Origin of the sequence: Negativicoccus succinicivorans, assembly GCF_014207605.1 — a bacterium.
GTDB classification, from domain to species: Bacteria; Bacillota; Negativicutes; order Veillonellales; family Negativicoccaceae; genus Negativicoccus; species Negativicoccus succinicivorans.
Genome location: NZ_JACHHI010000002.1, coordinates 129,874 through 148,188, shown reverse-complemented (window position 1 = coordinate 148,188; position 18,315 = coordinate 129,874). Strand labels below are relative to the sequence as shown.

Below are 18,315 nucleotides of genomic sequence, written 5' to 3'. Positions count from 1 at the left end.
CTCCTATAAAAAAAGCACCCTTTGCAGGATGCCCGGTCATTAACCGTTAATCGGACCGTCGCGCGCCGCGTCCGCCGCGCTTGGATTCGGTGTTACGTTTCAAATCACTCAGGCGTTCGTCGCTGTCTTTCAGAAAGCGGCTGAGTTTATCTTCAAACGAACTCGGCCCATGGGAACGACGGTTGCCGCCTCGCTTCGCGGCGGGCGATCGCCGATCGGTATAGGGCGCTTTACCGGCGTCATTATAACGCGGTGCCGGCGCACTTGCTGCCTGCGGTCGCGGCTGAGCCTGCTTCATCGAAAGAGCGATTTTGCCGTTGTCGTCCATCGAAACGACTTTGACTTTGACTTTCTGGTCTACCGCTAAATACTCATTGATGTCGCTGACGTATTCATGCGCCACCTCTGAAATATGCACCAATCCTACTTTTTTGTCCGGCAGTTCGACAAATGCCCCGAACTTCGCCAAGCCCGTGACGACTCCTTCGACTATGCTTCCGACTGTTACGCTCATGCGCTGATAATATCCTCCTTAGATAACAACTGAATAAGTATCTTCATTATACGAAATAATCCGATCGCATGCAATGTTAACGGATATAGGGAACTTCGTTGGGTTTTACCAGACCCAGTTGCTCCCGCGCCGCCTGCTCCACGGCTTTCGGATCGTTATATTTTGCTTTTTCCGCCTCCAGCTCGCGCTGTTCGGCTTCCAACTGCTGCTGCTGTTGTTCGACACGAATCATTTCCTGATGCAACTCGTAGTATTCCCAGGCCTTGATGCCGAGAAAAACGACAACGAAAACAATGATCATGCCGAGTACCCAATGTTTTATGTTTTTCGACCATAGCGACGGCTTACGGCGCCTCACCGGCGCCTGCTTTGCAAGCGGCACTTGGGCGGGATTTGTCTGCAGCGGTTTCTGTGGGCTGTGTTTGGTCATTGCGATTCCCTTTCTGTACGCGTTCATTGTATCATATTCAACCGCATTTAGCGCAATAAAAAAACGTCCCCGCAGGGACGTTTTTTTGCAGGTCGATTATTTCAATTCGACTTTCGCGCCAGCTTCTTCGAGTTGTGCTTTCAAAGCTTCCGCGTCTTCTTTGGAAACGCCTTCTTTGACGTTGCCCGGAGCACCGTCAACGAGAGCTTTCGCTTCTTTCAGGCCCAAGCCGGTCGCTTCACGAACGACTTTAATAACTTTCAGTTTGGACGCGCCGACTTCAGCGAGTACAACGTTGAATTCGGATTTTTCTTCCGCCGCTGCGCCAGCTGCCGCCGGACCGGCTGCTGCTACCGCTACCGGAGCCGCTGCCGAAACACCGAATTTTTCTTCCATAGCTTTTACGAGATCGGCGAGTTCGAGAACCGACATCTCTTCAATGGCTTGCATAAGTTCTTCTTTAGTCATTATAGTTCCTCCTTAAATATATCCGCTAATTAAGCGCTTTCTTTTTGTTTACGAATGGCCTCGAGTACATACACGAGGTTGGTAATGTTGCCCTGCAGACAACGTACAAAGCCGGTAATCGGCGCCTGCATGCTGCCGACCACTTTGGCCAAGAGCACTTCACGGCTCGGCAAGTCAGCCAGATGCTGTACTTCGTCGACACCGATGACCGCTCCTTCGAGCAGACCCGCTTTTACGGTAATCGCTTCGCTCTTCGTTTCATCGATAAATTCTTTGAGTGCTTTTGCCGGCGCAACCGCGTCGGATTCCGAAATCGCAATCGCGTTCGGACCGGTCAAATGATCGGCGAATTCGCCCAAGCCCAGGTCTCTGGCCGCAATCGCGGTCAAGGTATTTTTAATAACCTGATAGTGAACGCCGTGTTCCAAGAATTTGCGACGTAATTGGATGGCGGTCGCTACGTTTAAGCCGACATATTCGACCAAAACAGCGCCTTTCGCGCTTTCCAATTTACCACGCATTTCATCAATGACTTGCTTTTTTTGCGGTGTTCCTGCCAATGGTGACACCTCCTTTTGTGAAAGATTTTTTATATTTAGCACGTTAGCTAAGAAAAAACGACCCCGCTTGTGACGAGGTCGCGCACCGAAGCTTCGCGGCTTCGGTACTCAGCCTCGGGTGGCGGACAACGTCCATTATATATACAACCACCGGTCTTAAGCTAAGTGTAAATAGTGAGATCAGTCTTCCGTCGGTGCATCGACTTTGGTCGGATCCAAAGCCACACCCGGACCCATGGTCGCGCTCAAAGTGACAGATTTCATATACTGTCCTTTGACGGACGCCGGACGCGCTTTCGCGATACGATCAAAGATCGTGCGAATGTTGTCACGCAATTGGTCTTCGCTGAAAGACGCTTTGCCGACCGACAGCTGGATGTTGCCCGCTTTATCGGTACGGTATTCGACTTTACCTGCTTTAACTTCCTGGACCGCTTTGGTAACGTCCATGGTGACAGTGCCGACTTTCGGGTTCGGCATGAGGCCTTTCGGACCCAATACTTTACCCAAACGGCCGACGACGGACATCATGTCCGGGGTCGCGACAACGACATCAAAGTCGAGCCAGCCGCCCTGGATTTTAGCAACGAGTTCTTCGCTGCCTACAAAGTCTGCGCCCGCAGCTTCCGCTTCCTGCACTTTGGCACCTTTCGCAAACACGAGAACGCGTTTGGATTTACCGGTACCATGCGGCAATACGATAGCGCCGCGGATCTGCTGATCCGCATATTTCGGATCGACATTCAAATTGAATGCGAGTTCGATTGTTTCATCAAATTTAGCCGTTGCCGTCTGCTTGAGCAGCGACACCGCTTCGTCCAACCCGTACTGCGTATTGCGGTCGACGAGAGCGGAGGCCTGTTTACTGCGTTTTGTCAGTTTAGCCATGTTTCCTCCTAATAAGGTTCGTAAGAACCGCTTACTCTTCTACCGTAATACCCATACTGCGGGCTGTGCCTTCGACCATCAACATCGCCGCTTCCACGTCGTTAGCGTTGAGGTCCGGCATCTTCGTTTCGGCGATTTCACGAACTTGCTGTTTCGTTACTTTGCCGACTTTGTTTTTGTTCGGTTCACCGGACGCTTTTTCCAAACCGGCTGCTTTTTTCAATAAAACAGCGGCCGGCGGCGTTTTGGTGATGAACGTGAACGAACGGTCTTCGTATACGGTAATTTCTACCGGAATAATCAGACCTTGCTGTTTGGCGGTACGGGCGTTAAATTCCTGCACGAACGCCATAATGTTCACACCTGCCTGACCGAGGGCCGGGCCTACCGGCGGTGCCGGAGTAGCCTTACCTGCTTCGACCTGCAGTTTGACGAATTTCGATACTTTCTTTGCCATGTCTTACACCTCCTTATTGCGTAAGATGTGGTGCCAACGAGCTTACGCTCTCCCACCCGCGCATATGCGCGTCATTTAGAGTGTATATCAGGCGCGGCCTCAAATTGGGTCGCATCCAACTCTACCGGGGTAGCGCCGCCGAACATGTTCAGCAGCACGCGGATCCGGCCTTTGTCCGGAAGCACTTCCGTGACGTTCGCCATCTGATCCGTAAAAGCGCCCTGGGTAATGCGAATTTTATCGCCGACCTTGACGGTCAACTTCGCTACCGGCGCCGCTTGCTCTTCCTGACCGTGTAAAATGCGGGCGACTTCTTCGTCGCTCAGCGGAATCGGCTTGGTCGCCGTGCCGACAAACCCCGTGACTCCGGGCGTGTTGCGCACGACATACCAGCTGCGGTCATTAACTTCCATTTCCACCAGCACATAGCCCGGAAAGACTTTGCGCTGAACGATTTTTTTATTGCCGCCCTTGATATCGACTTCTTCCTGCATCGGTACCAGGATCTGACGGATCGTATCCGTCATGCCCAAGGATTGAACTTTTAATTCCAAGTTCGTTTTGACCTTGTTTTCATATCCGGAATAGGTGTGAATCACATACCATTTGATGTCGGATGCCATACTGCCTCCTTACATCGCTCCGGCAAGAGCACCGGCGAACAATTTATAGAATCCCGTGAAGACGAAATCGACTGCCATGATCAGCAGGCTAATGAAGGCAACCGTGATCAAAACCACAATTGTGTAACGCACCAATTCATTTTTCGTCGGCCATACCACTTTTTTCATTTCCTGTCGTACGCCGCGGAAAAAGGACGTTACGCCTTGCTGCTGTACTTGTGTGTTTTGTCTTGCCATCGTTTCCTCCGCTCCTCGAGAGTTGCTTGCAAAACCTTATTTGGTTTCGCGATGCAACGTTTGTTTTTTACAGAATTTGCAATACTTGTTGAGTTCCAGACGTTCCGTCGTATGTTTCTTGTTTTTGTTCGTCTGGTAGTTGCGTTGCTTGCATTCGGTGCAAGCCAGTGTTACCGCGTCGCGCATTGTGACACCTCACTTACTTCAACTGACTGCGACGGCTCGCGTCGAGTGATAATTATCGGATATTACCGTCGATACATGCTTATATACTTTACCACATTTCATATATCATGTCAAACGGATATGACCCCGTTCCAAGCTGCCGTGACAGCCTTTACTAAGGTAATAAATATAAATAAAACAACGGGTTTTCCGGCGGGCGTATGAGCGCCGCGACGGAAAAAGCGAAAGCCCTCCGAGCGAGGGCTTTTTGCTTACGCGTTTTTGGCAAGCTCGGTCAGCTTGGTGAACGCGGCCGGATCTTGAATGGCCATGTCGGAAAGCATCTTACGGTTGATCCCGACACCCGCTTTGTTCAAGCCGGCGATCAGGGTGCTGTAGTTCATGCCGTTCAGGCGGGCCGCCGCATTGATACGGGCGATCCAAAGGCGACGGAATTCGCGTTTTTTCTGACGACGGTCGCGGCGTGCATACGCCAACGAGTGCATAACGGATTCGTTCGCTTTTTTGAACTGACGATTACGAGCACCACGATAGCCTTTCGCTAACTTTAAGATTTTTTTATGACGACGGCGTGCAGTCACGCCTTTTTTTACTCGTGCCATGAATGATTTCCTCCTGTCTTAGCCGTTCGGCAACATACGTTCCACGCGTTTTTGATCCGCCTTGTTGATCATTGCGGCTTTGCGCAACTGACGCAGGCGTTTCGGCGCTTTCTTCTCTAAAATATGACTTTTGTATGCTTTCGAACGTTTAAATTGGCCGGTACCCGTTTTCTTGAAACGTTTAGCGGCAGCGCGTTTGGTTTTAATTTTCGGCATAATAAGCCTCCTCATTTACTTTTCGGTACTAACATCATCGTCATGTTGCGACCTTCGAGTTTCGGGCCGCGTTCCTGTTCAGCCAACTCTTTGAGCTCAGCGGCAAACCGGATTAAAAGCTTTTCGCCCAATTCCGGGTGGCTGAGTTCACGGCCGCGGAACATGATCGTGACTTTGACTTTGCTTCCGTCTTCCAAAAAACGGATTGCGTTTTTCATCTTCACATAGAAGTCGTGGTCCTCAATATTCGGACGCAGCTTAACTTCTTTTAACGTGATGACTTTCTGCTTCTTACGTGCTTCTTTTTCGCGTTTCTGCTGTTCGTAGCGGTACTTGCCGTAATTCATCAAACGGCAAACCGGCGGACGACCCTGCGGCGCGACTTCGACCAAATCCAAACCATGCTCTTCAGCCATGGCCAAGGCCTCACGTTGCGACATGACTCCCAGCTGTTCGTTATCTTCACTGACCAGCCGCACTTCGCGGGCACGAATTTGTTCGTTGATACGTAATTCTTTGCTAATGGGGTTTCACCTCCTGAAAATGCATTGGAAACCTAATCAAGCAAAATAAAAAACGGACGGCAAGATGCCATCCGTCCTGTTCCATCTGCGGAAACCCTAGTAACTACACGTCGTGTAGGGTGAGAAGCGGATGACTTCTACTTGATCATTACTGATTAATGCTACCAAATAAAAAAGACTCTGTCAACTGCTCTTTTCATCGGAAATCGTTTTTCAGTTCAATTAGTATAAAAAAATCGCTGTAACTTGTCAAGTGTTCTCTGCCGTCGTATACTGACCGAAAGGAAATGCGCCGCCCTCAGGGCGTGCGCAGTCGTTTCACCCGTCCGGCGCAAACAGGATGACGCCGGACAGTCATTTTTTCATAAAGGAGTTCGCATGTCAGCCGCTACCGAAGTCGTAGGCATTGTCGCCGAATATAACCCGTTGCATCAGGGGCATGTCGCCCAAATCAAGGCCGTGCGCAAGGCATTTGGCGATGCGCCGATCGTAATCGCGCTCACGGGCGCATTCGTGCAACGCGGCGAACCCGCCGTCGCCGATCCGTGGACGCGGGCGCGTTGGGCGCTGCACGCCGGCGCGGACTTGGTGGTGGAGCTGCCCGCGATATTCGCGCTGCGCAGCGCGGAGCATTTCGCGGCGGGCGGCGTGCGACTGCTGCACGCGGTCGGCGTGACGACCTTGGTCTGCGGCGCGGAAAATCCTGACCTCGCGGCGCTGAAAAAACTGGCCGACGGTCCAAATCCGACTGCGTTACAGACGGCGTTGGCGCAGGGATTAAGCTACCCCGCCGCGATGGAAGCGGCATTTGCCGCCACCGATCCGGACATCGCACCGCTCTTGCGCACACCGAATAATATTTTGGCCGCCGGCTACCTGCGCGCGATCGAGCGCTACGCGCCGTCACTTTGTTTGGCACCGTTACTGCGCGAACGCTCTGACAGCGCAGAGGGTATCGCGGGAATTTCCGGCAGCGCTGTGCGCGCGCGATTACAAGAAGGCCTCGTGCCGCGCGACATGCTGCCCGCGTATACATATGACGATCTTAGCGAAGCGTTGCGAGCGGGCGTGTTCCCACAGCCCGAACGGTATGAACTGCTCGCGCTGCAGGCGCTGCGTCTGCTGACACCCGCGACACTTGCTCAACTCGGCGAATTTTCCGAAGGTTTGGAAGATCGCTGGTACGCGGCGCGTAACGCGGCAACGCTTGCGGAGCTTTGGAACGATGTCAAAACCAAACGCTATCCGCAGACGCGGCTTTCTCGTTTGCTGGTACAGGTGTTGCTCGGCATGCGTCGACAGGATTTGAACGATGCCGCAAAGACCGGTCCGGCTTGGGTGTATCCGCTCGCTTTTACCCCGCGCGGAGCGGCCTTATTGCGCAACGTCACACTGCCCATTCTCGATCGCTACGGCAAAATGCGTAAAACGTTGCCGCCGCAGGCTGTCGACTGGCTCGTATACGATGAACGCGCCACCGACTTGGCGGCGCTTTGCTGCGCCAACCCGGAATACCGCGCGGGCGGCGCGCGTTTTTATCGCCGCCCCGTGACACCGACTAAGGAACTGCAATGAAGGAACTATGGACGACTTTCATTCACGATAAAATGCTCATCATCGCGTCCGTCGTCGCTTTTTTGTCGATGCTCATCGTGACGCCCGATGCGATGTATCTGTCGTACTTTAACGGCCGCACGCTGGTATCCATGTGGCTCCTGATGATGGTCATCGCCGGTTTGCGCCGCAACCATTTTTTCCGCTGGCTCGCCCGTCGTTTGTTGCAGGTTGGCGACAAAGCCCATCACGTGGTGCTCGCGCTGCTGTTTTTCGCTTTCGCCATGGCCACTTTCGTCACGAATGATGTCGCGATCTTCATCACTTTACCGCTCGCGATGCGCACCTTACGCGGCGCTGGGCTGATGCAATACGGCGCGTTCGTCGCGGTGCTCGTCGGTCTCGCCGCCAACTGCGGCAGCATGTTGACGCCGATCGGCAATCCGCAAAATATGTTTTTATTTTCCGCGACCCAGCTGACCGCGCTGGAGATTGTCAAAACGACGGGTCCGTTCGCGTTGCTCGCCGCATTGCTCATGTACCGACGCGTCAGCACGCACTTGCCGCATACACCGATTACCATTCAGGAATTCAAACCGTTATCGGCGCAATCCAAGCGCAACATCGCGCTCTATCTCGGCGCATTGATCGTCGCCCTGCTCGCGATCGGCAACGTCTTGCCGCTGTATCCTACGGCGGGCGTGCTCTTTATTTTGACGTACCTCGTCTATCCGCATACGCATCGTCACGTGGATTACGGTCTGCTACTCACGCTGTGCGCTTTCTTCATCGTCGCCGGCAACGCCGTCCGCATGGATTGGCTCGCCGCCTACATCGTGCCGTTGGTGGCGCGGTGGCCATTTACCACCGCGTTTCTCTTGAGCCAATGCATCAGCGATGTGCCGACCGCGATTTTACTCGAACCGTTCGGCGCGCCGCCGCGTTTTCTTTTACTCGGTGTGAACCTGGGCGCTTGGGGCAGCCCCGTCGCCAGTCTCGCGAGCCTCATCGTTTTTCGACTTTACAAGCGCGAAAAAGAAACGTATCCGCCCGCATTTTGGCCGAATTTCATCCGCAACAACGCGTACTTCCTCTTGCTGGGATTACTGCTCGCGCTGCTGCTCGGCTATCGTTAAGTCAGCCATTTACGCCACAAAAAAAGAACCGTTGCCGGTTCTTTTTTTATTCCGCTTTTTCGCGCAGCCAAACGCGATCGTTGCCGTCGATTTCCAACAATTCGACCGCCACATCTTCCCGCTCGGCGGTCGGCACGTTTTTGCCGACGTAATCCGCGCGAATCGGGAGTTCCCGATGCCCGCGATCCACCAATACCGCCAGCTGAATGGCGCGCGGCCGCCCCATGGCCATGATGGCGTTCAGCGCGCTGCGCACCGTCCGCCCCGTGTAGAGCACGTCGTCCACCAGCAACACGAGTTTGCCGTCCACATCAATCGCCGGCAAATTGCTTTGCGCCGGAGCGGCTTTTTCATCATCGCGAAAGGCCGTCACGTCCAACGCGTAAACCTCGACCTTCACCCCTTCGATCGCGTCCACCTGACGCGCCAGGCGTTCGGCCAGCGGCTCCCCGCGCGTTTCGATGCCGATAAACACGGCGTCTTCCAAACCGCGGTTACGTTCCAAACATTCATGTCCGATGCGCCGCACGACACGTCGGATCGCTTCGGCATCAAGCAGTAAGGTTTTATTTTTCCACATTACGCTTCCTCCCGGGCCTTCGTCAGGCACGCGGCAAAATCTTCCGGCCACGGCGCGGTCACGGTGATCCGTTCGCCGTCCGCCGGTCGGTCAAATGAAAGTTCGGCGGCGTGCAACGCCTGTCCTTCAATCGGGAACCGATCGCGCTTGCGTCCGTAGAGCGGATCCTGCACAATCGGATACCCGATATAAGATAAATGCACGCGAATTTGATGCGTTCGTCCCGTTTCAAGCGCCAAACGCAGCAACGCGTAATGCGGCATGCGTTCAACCACCGTAAAATGCGTCGTCGCGTCACGTCCGTCAGGCAGCACCGCCTGACGCAACCGGTCACGCGCGTCCCGTCCGAGCGACAGCTTGATGATGCCGCGCTCGTTCGACGGATTACCGTGCACCAGCGCGTAGTAAATTCGTCCCGCCGAGTGCGCGCGGATTTGCGCCTGCAGGCTGTCGCGCCCCCGCGGCGTTTTCGCCGCCACCAACAGTCCGGACGTATCCCGATCCAAACGATGCACAATGCCCGGTCGGATCGGATCACTCATTTCCGCCAGATGCCCTTTGGTGTAAAAGAGCAGCGCGTTGACCAGCGTCCCGTCCGCGTGTCCCGGCGACGGATGCACCACCATGCCGCGCGCCTTATTGATCACCACGACATCCTCATCTTCGTAACGCACATCCAGCGGAATATCTTGCGGCTCCGGCAACGCTTCCAATTTCGGCGTATACTCCGCCGTCACGAACATGCCCGCGCGCAAAACGGTATTCGCTTTGGCCGGCGCGCCTTCCACCGTTACCGCGCCCGCCTTGCACAATTTTTGCGCCGCGGATCGTGATACATCGAGCACCATCGCCAACCATACATCCAGACGCGTTTTTTCCGCCGCCGCATCTGTTACCCATTCATACATCACGCGTTACCTCGCCGCCAAAAGAACAGGCAAAAGCAAACCACCGCGACGCAAATCGCGATATCCGCCACATTGAAAATCGGCCACACGCGCAAGTCGAAAAAGTCCGTCACGCTGCCCTGATAGAACCGATCCCAAGCATTGCCGAGCGCGCCCCCCAGCAGCATGCCGACCGCGATGGAAAAATATTTCGGTTCCCGCGGAATGCGTTCCCGATACCAAAAGAAAAGCGCGAATAAAATCGCCACCACCAACAGAAAAAACCATTGCTGATGCGCCAAAATGCCGAAGGCCGCACCGTGGTTTTCTATATACGTCCAATGCCACATATTCGGAATGACGGGAATACTTTCCCCGATCTCCATCGTCGCGCGCACATAATATTTCGTCAACTGGTCGAGCACAATCACGACCAACGCTACCCAAAAAGTCATTCAAGCATAACTCCTTCATTTACATTTCAATAGCTTATTATAGCATACCCGCGCATCACGCTACTCGTCTCGCCCACCGATCGCCATTTTATTTCCCGTACAAAAAAACGCCCCGTGGGGCGTTTTTTAATCCAGTACGTAAACTTCTACGTTACGACGTCCGTATTGGTAACATTCGTCGTACGATTCCATGCATAAATCAATCCGATTGCCGACAATCGCGCCGCCGGTATCCGCAGCGATCGCTTCGCCGTAACCCGGTACAAACACGCGCGTGCCCATCGGAATCACATCCGGATCGACCGCCACCACGCCGTAACCGGCTTTCATGCCGCTCGCGGTAATCCCGCGGCCGTCGCCGTCCATCGGATGATACGCTGTCGCTTCCATATTGATCACTTTCGTGAATCGGATATCACCGCGACTGGTATTGACGATATCACGTGTGCCGACTTGCACTACCTGGTCCACTGCCGGCTGCAACGGTTGCGATTCCAAGGGTATGCGGCCGACTTCACGACCGGCTACCGTAAGCACACGGTACTTGGTTTTCTGTTTCCCGTTCACACCCGCCTGCGTCACATTTTCCGCGCCGGCGAACATGCGGTCATTCGGTTCGCGAACGACTTTGAAAGGAACTGCCTCTTCCACTGTCATTTCCGAAGTCGTGTACTTACCGACCGGAATTTCCATGCCGGCCTTGACCGGAGTATCCGCCGGGATCAGCGTCACATATTCCCCCGGGTCATAACCCGCTTCGGTGATCGCCTGCGCAGCGGTCTTGCCTGCCGACATCGTTGCTTTCATCTCCGCGCCTTCCCGAATGGTGATCGGAACGGCACGACGCACAGTTAATACGGAACCGTCAGCGAGTTTCTCCGTATTCAGATCCACTTTGTCATATTCATTTAACACGATGTGTGCATCACGCATAATGCCTGCTGTGGATTGCGCTGCTGTGCGAATTGTCTGCTGTCTGCCGTCAACGATAACGGTAAGCGTCCGCGGCTGCATTGAAAAGCCGACCAGCGACACTACCATAATGACGAAGACGCAGAGCAAAAGGACCGGATGGGTCCCCCATTTCTTCCAATTTGTCCTCATACAGTAACCTCCAACACGGGAATTCTACCACGCGTGGACACTTCTGTCAAAAGCTAGAGGTTTACAATATGAGAAATTAGGGCTTGATCGACCTTTTTTCTAATTTTAAAACAGTCATTTCCGTTTATGGGAACAGACAAAAACAGAGCCCGTGATTCCCCCATAGCAAGGACTCCCGGAATGTCCTCTCAAAGAGGACATTAATATGGATTGTCAATAGGGAAAATGCACGGGCTATTATTAGAATTTAATTACAACAACATTTCTGATGAATTTTTCTCGATTTTTTTGGGAATACATCATTTGTAAAGACATTTTTTACAGTCTTTTTCACCACTTTACCACATTTCGACATACTTCGGCATGCCGTTTTCGCGGTTTTTGTGTTTATTGGAGTTCGTCTGCGTAAAAAGGCTCCAGGCGCTGCCGTAACGTGAGATTTTCCGGAACATCCCGCTCTTCGGCGATTTGCTGGAATTTCTGTTGCGCCGCCAGCGGATTCTCCGCGGCGATCGTTTTGACGTAGCTGCCGTCCGGCTGCATCACATGCGCTTTCTGGTTATCGTCCAACTGCATTTGCAACAGTTCACGCAGGCGCTGCCGATGCGTTTCCGATTCGATCGGCACCATCAATTCCACACGGTCATTCAGGTTGCGCGGCATCCAGTCGGCGGAGCTGATGTATACTTCCGGACGGCCGCCGTTGGCAAACCAAAAGACGCGACTGTGTTCCAGGAAGCGTCCGATCAAGCTTCGTACGCGAATGTTTTCACTGACGCCTTTAATGCCCGGTTTCAATACGCAAATCCCGCGTACGATGCAATCGATCTGCACCCCGGCCTGGGAAGCTTCGTACAATTTCAAAATGATTTCGCGATCCAAAAGCGAATTCATCTTCACGATCATCCGCGCCGGTTCCCCTTTTTTGGCAAAGTTAATCTCGCGTTCGATGAGCTCGAGGGAGCGGCGGCGTAAATCCATCGGCGCCACGATGAATTTGTGCCATTGCGGCGGATCGGAATACCCAGACAAGAGGTTGAAAAAATTACTGGCGTCGATACCGAAGAGATCGCTCGCTGTAAAAATACCGCAGTCGGTATACAGTTTCGCGGTTTTGCCGTTATAGTTGCCCGTGCCGACATGCACGTAACGACGAATCCCGTCCGGTTCGCGACGAATGACGAGCGTGCATTTCGAGTGCGTTTTCACGCCCTTCAAACCGTAAATAACATGCGCGCCGGCCTGTTCCAGACGCCGCCCCATCAAAATATTATTTTCTTCATCAAAGCGCGCTTTGACTTCCATCAGCACTGTCACCTGCTTGCCGTTTTCGGCGGCCGTCGCGAGCGCATGCACGATTTTGGAATCCGAACTGACGCGATACAGCGTCTGCTTAATCGCGAGCACGTGCGGATCTTTCGCCGCGTCGCTGATAAACTGTTCCACGGTCGCGAAAGACTCGTACGGCACATGAATGAAAAGATCATGATTGCGAATTTTGGCAAACAGATCTTCGCCTTTGGTGGTGAGCACCGAATACGAACGGCGCGGACGCACCGGCACGTAGCGCAGGTGATCAAACCCGGCGATTCCCGCCAGCGAAAAGAACTGCGTGACATCGAGTTTACCGTCGATATCATAGATATCTTCTTCCGTGAGCGACAATTCATCGCGCAAAAATTCGCGCAACGGCGTTGCTTTACCCGCTTCAAATTCCATTCGCACGGCGGCGCCGCGACGGCGGCGTTTTAACGATTTTTCCACTTCATCGAGCAGGTCTTCGGCGCCTTCTTCGTCGATATCGAGGTCGGCATCGCGCGTGATGCGAAAGACGCGGGTATCCATAATGGTATGTCCCTGGAAAAACGCGCCCGCGCGTTTGCGCAGTACGTCCTCCAGCCAGACGAATTCCCGTCCGCTCGCCGTTTGGTATTCGCCCGGGATTTCAATCAGTCGAGGCAAGACGCTCGGCACCGGCAAAATCGCGGTACGGACATCGTTCGGATGGCCGTTCGGATGCAGCAGAACCGCCAAATTCAACGTGCGGCTCATCAAAAACGGAAACGGGTGACTCGCGTCGACGGCCAGCGGCGTGACCACCGGATAAATCGTGCGGTCAAAATATTCATCGAGCCAATACACCTGGTCGGGAGTCAGCTCCTCCGGCGTGTACAAACGCAATCCCTCTTCATAGAGACCCGCCAACACATCATGCAAGTACCGATACTGCCGCGCCACATGCTGCTTGCACTTGTGCGAAATCGCCGTCAGCTGTTCCGCGGGCGTCATATTGGCGTTGTCGCGCCGCTCGATGCCGCCGGCCCGCTGGTGCATGAGCCCCGCCACGCGGATCATGAAAAACTCATCCAAATTGGAACCCGTAATCGCGATAAATTTCAATTTTTCGAGCAGCGGATTGTTCGGATCTACCGCTTCTTCCAAAACGCGTTCGTTGAAACTCAACCAGCTCAATTCCCGATTCAAAAAGTAACGGTGGTCCAACTCGGGCATCTCTTGTGTTCGTGCAGAGTCAATCATTGGGGTCTCCTTTCCAATTTCGCATCCAGCCCGAAAACATCCGTAAATAATTTGGTTTCTTCGGCAAATGTCCATTCTTCCAAAAGGGTGTTCGTATTGGCTTTCGCGTCGTAATAAATCACCAAACTGCCGCGACGCAAAAAGGCTTCGACGTTGTAAAGCTTATGCTGTTCGCCTTTGTCCATGGCCTTGGCCAATCGCAATACGGCGACGAGTTTCAAAATCACCATCTTGACCCATTCGGGCAATTGCCGGAACGGTTTATCTTCATCACTCGGACGGCCTTTGTAATTGTAGTACGCAACGACCGCGACCATCTCTTTCTCCAGATCGGTCAGTCCGAATAAATCGGTTCCCATGATGATGTGGTACGTGTGCACGCCGTTTTGGCGTAAGTTGACGAAACGCCCGATCTGATGCAGAAATACCGCCATCCGCAAAAGATACGTGTCCCGTTCGCCCAAACCGTGTACCGAGCGCAGCGCTTTCATCAAAATGACGACATACTCCGCGACCGTTTCCCCATGCATGATGTTGCCGCCGTAGCGCGCCGCCATCGTCTTGGCAAGCTCGAGATGCTGCTCGCGCAAAAAAGCAAGAGCCGGTTCGTCGGTCGTGCGCGCGCCGTAGTAAAGCATCGCGCCGTAGAGAAAGGTCGTCGACATCATCAGCAGACGTTGCGGCTGCACATGCGTAAAAATCTGCGCGTAAAGGTGCAGCGTCGGCAATAATTTTTCCGTTTCATCGGCGGTGAAACCGTACGCGTGTTCGAGACTCGTCGACGTTTGCGACTGCGAACTCTGAAACACGCGGAAAAAGCGCTCCGGTGAAACGATGCGCATCGCTTGCTGCGTAGTGAAACCCATCATCCGAGCGACCAATCGCGATTCCCGACCGGACAGAACGACATTATCAATCTCGTATTGCTCCAACATCGGCCAAATCGGTTCCAGAATGCGCCCGAGAAATTCGTCCAGAACTTTTGGAAAATCATAGCTGTCACGCTGGGCGCGGCGGAACGATTCCAGCACGCGCAACGTGCCGATATGAAGGTTTTGCTGATATTTCAAGGTATCTTTTTGCCAAATCGTGAGTCCCACCGCGCTGGAGGTAATATCGACATACAGTGTCGTCCCCGCGGCGACATCGGCATTATGCGTTAATTCATAGTGCAATGCGTAATGCTTATAAAAAATCTCCTGCGGCATATCGAGAATTTCCACAGAAAGCCCCGTATGCACGCGAATCAAATCCAAAATCATGCGGCTGTTTTTCGCTTCCCGCAAAACCGCCGTCGCATATACCATGACTTCTTCGACTTCATAATCCGCCATAATCCGGCGAAAGCCGTTGATGATCCTCACCATTTGCCGGATCGACGTAAAGGACAGCTCTCCTTGCGTGAAAACTTCTTCGCCGAAACCCGCCGCGCGTCTCGCTTCCTGTACGATCGTGACATCGTCCGGACCGCCGTAATCGACGATCAAAAGTGACAGCCCTACCGAGCCGATATGAATGACGCCGTACATTCGTTTTTGTTTGCCGATCATGCCCTGTTCCTCTCTTTTCTATGATACTTTCATTATAGCTTATTTTGTGGGGGAAAGCGGGCACGACGCCTTGCCTTAACAAAGTTTTTACATAGTAAAACGGCCTTGTTTTTTTTGCATGCGTCGTTAAAATTCGTTACAATAAAATCAAGAGAACAGGAAAGGACTGAGCATTTTGTTATGGGATGAAGACTATCATACCGAGCAGGTCGGCTTAATCGACCTGGGTTCGAACTCCGCCCGCATGGTCGTGATGTCGATCGAACCGAACGACGCGTACCGACTTGTCTATCAGGATAAGCAGCTGGTCCGCTTGAGTGAAGGAATGCAGGCAACGGGCCGTCTCACCGAAGAGGCTATGGCAAGAACGCTTGCCGCGATGCAAAATTTTTCGCATACCGCCGAGCTGCTCGGCGTCGAGAAGATGTTGGCCGTCGCCACCGCGGCCATGCGCAGCGCGGACAACGGCATTTTATTTCGCGATGAAATCGAATCCAAAACCGATATTCCGCTCACGATCATCAACGGTCGCGAAGAAGCGCGGCTCGGCTATTTAGGCGTCATCAACACATTGCCGTACGAAGACTTCGTGCTCTTTGACCTGGGCGGCGCCAGCACCGAAGTATCATTAGTGCGCAACCGACTGTTAAAGGAAACGATGAGCCTGCCGCTCGGTTCGCTCACGCTGACGGAAAAATTCGGCACGCAGGACGAAGTCAGTTCCAAAGCACTCAAAGCGATGGGCAGCTATATTAAGAAAATATTGCGCAGCCTGCCCGGTATCGAAAATACGAAGCTGCCTCTGATCGGCATTGGCGGCACGGTGCGTAATTTGGCGAAAATCCATCAACGTCTGGTCTCGTATCCCATTCCCAAACTTCATCACTACACGATGGCGCCGGACGCCATTTACGACATGACAGAAATGCTCGCAAGCCGCAACTTCAAAGAACGAGCGCAGATCTCGGGACTCGGTCGCGATCGCGCGGACATCATCACCGCCGGCGCATTTTTGATTCAAACCTTGCTGCAGTTTACGGGCTCGGAACAACTCATTATCAGCGGCAACGGCTTGCGCGAAGGATTGTTCTATAATTACTACGCCATGACGCGCCGCCAGGGACAGCACTTCCCCGAAAGCCTGCTGCGGCAAAGCGTGGAAAATTTCCGCAATACGCTGCCGCTCGGGAATGAAGAGCCAATGCAATACATCACGAAGATGGCGTTGAAACTGTATGACGGTCTGCAGCCCTTGCACGGTTTTCCCGCCCGCTATCGGGAATGGCTGGAAACGACTTGCCGTTTGCACGATGTCGGCATGATGATCAACTACTACAGCCACGCGCAACACAGCGCTTACATCATTGCGAACTCGCCGTTGTACGGCCTCACGCATCGCGAGCAGGCGACCTGCGCGCTCATCGCTGCGTTTCAGGACGGCATTTCCAATAAATTACGCCGCTTCGCCCAGTTCGCGAAACTCTTGACCGCGGAGGATCTGACTGTCGTCAAGCAGCTTTCCACCTTGCTCGCGATCGTCAAAGCGTTTGACGCGACCTACGATGAAAGCGTCACATCGCTTGCCGTCTCACAGCCGGACGAAACGCATGCGGTGCTGCATCTTACCGCCCGTTCCGCCACCGATATTCCGCTGATAAACGCGAATATCGAGCCCCATATTAAAGAATGCAATGAGGAGTATCCCTTTACCCTCAGCGTGGAATGGGATAACGCCGACAAAGCGCCGGAAACATACGATACGCTGGCGTAAATCAAAGCAATAAAAAAAGAGACCGCAAGGTCTCTTTTTTATTTAGATCGCCGTCCAACCGCCGTCAATGCAAAGCAGCTGACCGGTAGTGAAGCTCGAAGCATCGGAGGCGAAATAAATCACCGCGCCGTCCAGTTCACCCGGTCGACCGCCGCGTCCCATCGGCGAATACGTCGCGAGAATATCTTGAAACGTTTGCGTTTGAAATGCTTTTTCCGTCATATGCGTGTCAAAATAACCCGGTCCGATCGCATTGACCGTGATGCCGTGTTTCGCCCATTCCACCGCCAACGCTTTGGTCAGCATTTTCACGCCGCCTTTGGCCGCGCTGTACGCGGAAAGATAAGCGGGTTTCATCGCTACTTCCGAATGGATTGAGCCGAGGTTGATGATTTTGCCGTATTCCTGCTTCAACATCTGTTTGCCCACCGCGCGCGCCACATAGTATACGCCGTCCAGATTCGTGCCGAGCACTTTGCGCCAATCCTCCGTCGACTGCTCCGCCGCCGGCACACTCGCTCCGACGCCCGCGTTATTCACCAAAATATCGATGCGCTGATATTGCGCGACAACCTCTGCCACCGCCTGCTCGATGCTTTTCGGCGACATGACGTCCATCACCACATAGGACGCTTCCGCGCCGAGTTCTTTCAGCGCCCGCACCGTCTCCTGCAGTTTTTCTTCCCGCCGCGCGGCGACCACCACCGTCGCCCCTTGGCGAGCCAGAGCCTTGGCCAGCTGAATGCCAAGGCCGGATGAACCGCCCGTAACGAGCGCAATTTTACCGCTTAAGTCAAAATAATTTTTCATCTCGCACCTCCGAATACTGTGTTCTGTATTTATACTACCATATTTCTCTTATCTATACGGATTCAATCCGTTGCCGGTCGGGCTCCGTCTTCACGTCATGGTCAAACGTAGTCAGCGCGGTAGGCATTTCACCGACCGTTGCGTACAGTTTCCCGCGCTCGACGGTTACCGTCTTTACGATTCTTTGCATGGAGTCTCCTTTCGCGCAATAAAAAACCGCCTCAG

23 protein-coding genes are annotated in these 18,315 nt (G+C 53.5%); 3 read left to right on the top strand and 20 right to left on the bottom strand.

Annotated features, from left to right (window positions below; all coding sequences use genetic code 11):
* Positions 1 to 46: 46 nt before the first annotated feature.
* From HNR45_RS02465 to infC, 12 genes are all read right to left on the bottom strand, one after another.
* Complete coding sequence (locus HNR45_RS02465) at positions 47 to 514, bottom strand: S1 domain-containing RNA-binding protein (protein ID WP_159823107.1); 468 nt, start codon at positions 512 to 514, stop codon at positions 47 to 49.
* 76 nt (positions 515 to 590) lie between these two features.
* A complete protein-coding gene (locus HNR45_RS02460; protein WP_159823108.1) occupies positions 591 to 944 on the bottom strand; it encodes an FtsB family cell division protein in 354 nt (117 codons plus the stop codon).
* 96 nt (positions 945 to 1,040) lie between these two features.
* Positions 1,041 to 1,412: a 50S ribosomal protein L7/L12 gene (gene rplL, locus HNR45_RS02455; RefSeq protein WP_034437400.1), complete on the bottom strand. Its 372-nt coding sequence runs from the start codon at positions 1,410 to 1,412 to the stop codon at positions 1,041 to 1,043.
* Between the two features lie 29 nt (positions 1,413 to 1,441).
* Positions 1,442 to 1,972: a 50S ribosomal protein L10 gene (rplJ, locus tag HNR45_RS02450; RefSeq protein ID WP_024048578.1), complete on the bottom strand. Its 531-nt coding sequence runs from the start codon at positions 1,970 to 1,972 to the stop codon at positions 1,442 to 1,444.
* A 180-nt stretch (positions 1,973 to 2,152) separates the two neighbouring features.
* Positions 2,153 to 2,860, bottom strand: coding sequence for a 50S ribosomal protein L1 (rplA, locus tag HNR45_RS02445; RefSeq protein ID WP_024048579.1), 708 nt, complete (start codon positions 2,858 to 2,860; stop codon positions 2,153 to 2,155).
* Between the two features lie 31 nt (positions 2,861 to 2,891).
* Positions 2,892 to 3,317 carry a 50S ribosomal protein L11 gene (gene rplK, locus HNR45_RS02440; protein WP_024048580.1) on the bottom strand — a complete coding sequence of 142 codons (426 nt, stop codon included), beginning with the start codon at positions 3,315 to 3,317 and terminating at the stop codon, positions 2,892 to 2,894.
* Between the two features lie 71 nt (positions 3,318 to 3,388).
* Positions 3,389 to 3,940, bottom strand: coding sequence for a transcription termination/antitermination protein NusG (gene nusG, locus HNR45_RS02435; protein ID WP_024048581.1), 552 nt, complete (start codon positions 3,938 to 3,940; stop codon positions 3,389 to 3,391).
* A 9-nt stretch (positions 3,941 to 3,949) separates the two neighbouring features.
* Entirely contained in the window at positions 3,950 to 4,177 is a 228-nt protein-coding gene (gene secE / locus HNR45_RS02430) for a preprotein translocase subunit SecE (RefSeq protein WP_024048582.1), read from the bottom strand.
* A 36-nt stretch (positions 4,178 to 4,213) separates the two neighbouring features.
* Positions 4,214 to 4,363 carry a 50S ribosomal protein L33 gene (gene rpmG, locus HNR45_RS02425; protein WP_024048583.1) on the bottom strand — a complete coding sequence of 50 codons (150 nt, stop codon included), beginning with the start codon at positions 4,361 to 4,363 and terminating at the stop codon, positions 4,214 to 4,216.
* A gap of 251 nt (positions 4,364 to 4,614) precedes the next feature.
* Positions 4,615 to 4,965 (bottom strand): 50S ribosomal protein L20, encoded by a 351-nt coding sequence (gene rplT / locus HNR45_RS02420; protein ID WP_024048584.1) that lies wholly within the window; start codon positions 4,963 to 4,965, stop codon positions 4,615 to 4,617.
* 18 nt (positions 4,966 to 4,983) lie between these two features.
* Complete coding sequence (gene rpmI, locus HNR45_RS02415) at positions 4,984 to 5,181, bottom strand: 50S ribosomal protein L35 (protein WP_024048585.1); 198 nt, start codon at positions 5,179 to 5,181, stop codon at positions 4,984 to 4,986.
* Between the two features lie 11 nt (positions 5,182 to 5,192).
* Positions 5,193 to 5,705, bottom strand: coding sequence for a translation initiation factor IF-3 (infC, locus tag HNR45_RS02410; protein WP_081944128.1), 513 nt, complete (start codon positions 5,703 to 5,705; stop codon positions 5,193 to 5,195).
* 378 nt (positions 5,706 to 6,083) lie between these two features.
* On the opposite strand from infC, the gene HNR45_RS02405 reads away from it, so the two are divergent.
* Positions 6,084 to 7,280, top strand: coding sequence for a nucleotidyltransferase family protein (locus tag HNR45_RS02405; protein WP_184327517.1), 1,197 nt, complete (start codon positions 6,084 to 6,086; stop codon positions 7,278 to 7,280).
* Complete coding sequence (locus HNR45_RS02400; protein ID WP_159823110.1) at positions 7,277 to 8,395, top strand: SLC13 family permease; 1,119 nt, start codon at positions 7,277 to 7,279, stop codon at positions 8,393 to 8,395. Before HNR45_RS02405 ends, HNR45_RS02400 begins: the two co-directional genes overlap by 4 nt.
* A 46-nt stretch (positions 8,396 to 8,441) precedes the next feature.
* Here HNR45_RS02400 and pyrR read toward each other — a convergent pair whose 3' ends face one another.
* From pyrR to HNR45_RS02370, 6 genes are all read right to left on the bottom strand, one after another.
* Positions 8,442 to 8,975 carry a bifunctional pyr operon transcriptional regulator/uracil phosphoribosyltransferase PyrR gene (gene pyrR, locus HNR45_RS02395; RefSeq protein ID WP_034437407.1) on the bottom strand — a complete coding sequence of 178 codons (534 nt, stop codon included), beginning with the start codon at positions 8,973 to 8,975 and terminating at the stop codon, positions 8,442 to 8,444.
* The gene (locus HNR45_RS02390) at positions 8,975 to 9,883 is read right to left on the bottom strand and encodes an RluA family pseudouridine synthase (RefSeq protein WP_159823197.1); all 909 of its coding nucleotides are present in this window, start codon (positions 9,881 to 9,883) and stop codon (positions 8,975 to 8,977) included. The genes pyrR and HNR45_RS02390 overlap by 1 nt, the downstream gene beginning before the upstream one ends.
* Positions 9,883 to 10,317, bottom strand: coding sequence for a signal peptidase II (gene lspA, locus HNR45_RS02385; protein ID WP_159823111.1), 435 nt, complete (start codon positions 10,315 to 10,317; stop codon positions 9,883 to 9,885). Before lspA ends, HNR45_RS02390 begins: the two co-directional genes overlap by 1 nt.
* Positions 10,318 to 10,443: 126 nt before the next feature.
* Positions 10,444 to 11,421, bottom strand: coding sequence for a 3D domain-containing protein (locus HNR45_RS02380; protein WP_159823112.1), 978 nt, complete (start codon positions 11,419 to 11,421; stop codon positions 10,444 to 10,446).
* A 387-nt stretch (positions 11,422 to 11,808) separates the two neighbouring features.
* Positions 11,809 to 13,959, bottom strand: coding sequence for a polyphosphate kinase 1 (gene ppk1, locus HNR45_RS02375; RefSeq protein WP_159823113.1), 2,151 nt, complete (start codon positions 13,957 to 13,959; stop codon positions 11,809 to 11,811).
* Positions 13,956 to 15,509, bottom strand: coding sequence for a Ppx/GppA phosphatase family protein (locus HNR45_RS02370; protein WP_159823114.1), 1,554 nt, complete (start codon positions 15,507 to 15,509; stop codon positions 13,956 to 13,958). Before HNR45_RS02370 ends, ppk1 begins: the two co-directional genes overlap by 4 nt.
* Before the next feature lie 175 nt (positions 15,510 to 15,684).
* Here HNR45_RS02370 and HNR45_RS02365 point away from each other — a divergent pair, with 175 nt between their 5' ends.
* Positions 15,685 to 17,280: a Ppx/GppA phosphatase family protein gene (locus tag HNR45_RS02365; RefSeq protein ID WP_159823115.1), complete on the top strand. Its 1,596-nt coding sequence runs from the start codon at positions 15,685 to 15,687 to the stop codon at positions 17,278 to 17,280.
* Between the two features lie 42 nt (positions 17,281 to 17,322).
* Here HNR45_RS02365 and HNR45_RS02360 read toward each other — a convergent pair whose 3' ends face one another.
* Together HNR45_RS02360 and HNR45_RS02355 are read right to left on the bottom strand one after the other, a co-directional pair.
* Positions 17,323 to 18,090 (bottom strand): SDR family NAD(P)-dependent oxidoreductase, encoded by a 768-nt coding sequence (locus tag HNR45_RS02360; RefSeq protein ID WP_159823116.1) that lies wholly within the window; start codon positions 18,088 to 18,090, stop codon positions 17,323 to 17,325.
* 52 nt (positions 18,091 to 18,142) lie between these two features.
* On the bottom strand, positions 18,143 to 18,280 hold the full coding sequence (locus tag HNR45_RS02355) for a hypothetical protein (protein WP_159823117.1): 138 nt from the start codon (positions 18,278 to 18,280) through the stop codon (positions 18,143 to 18,145).
* Between the last annotated feature and the right edge of the window lie 35 nt (positions 18,281 to 18,315).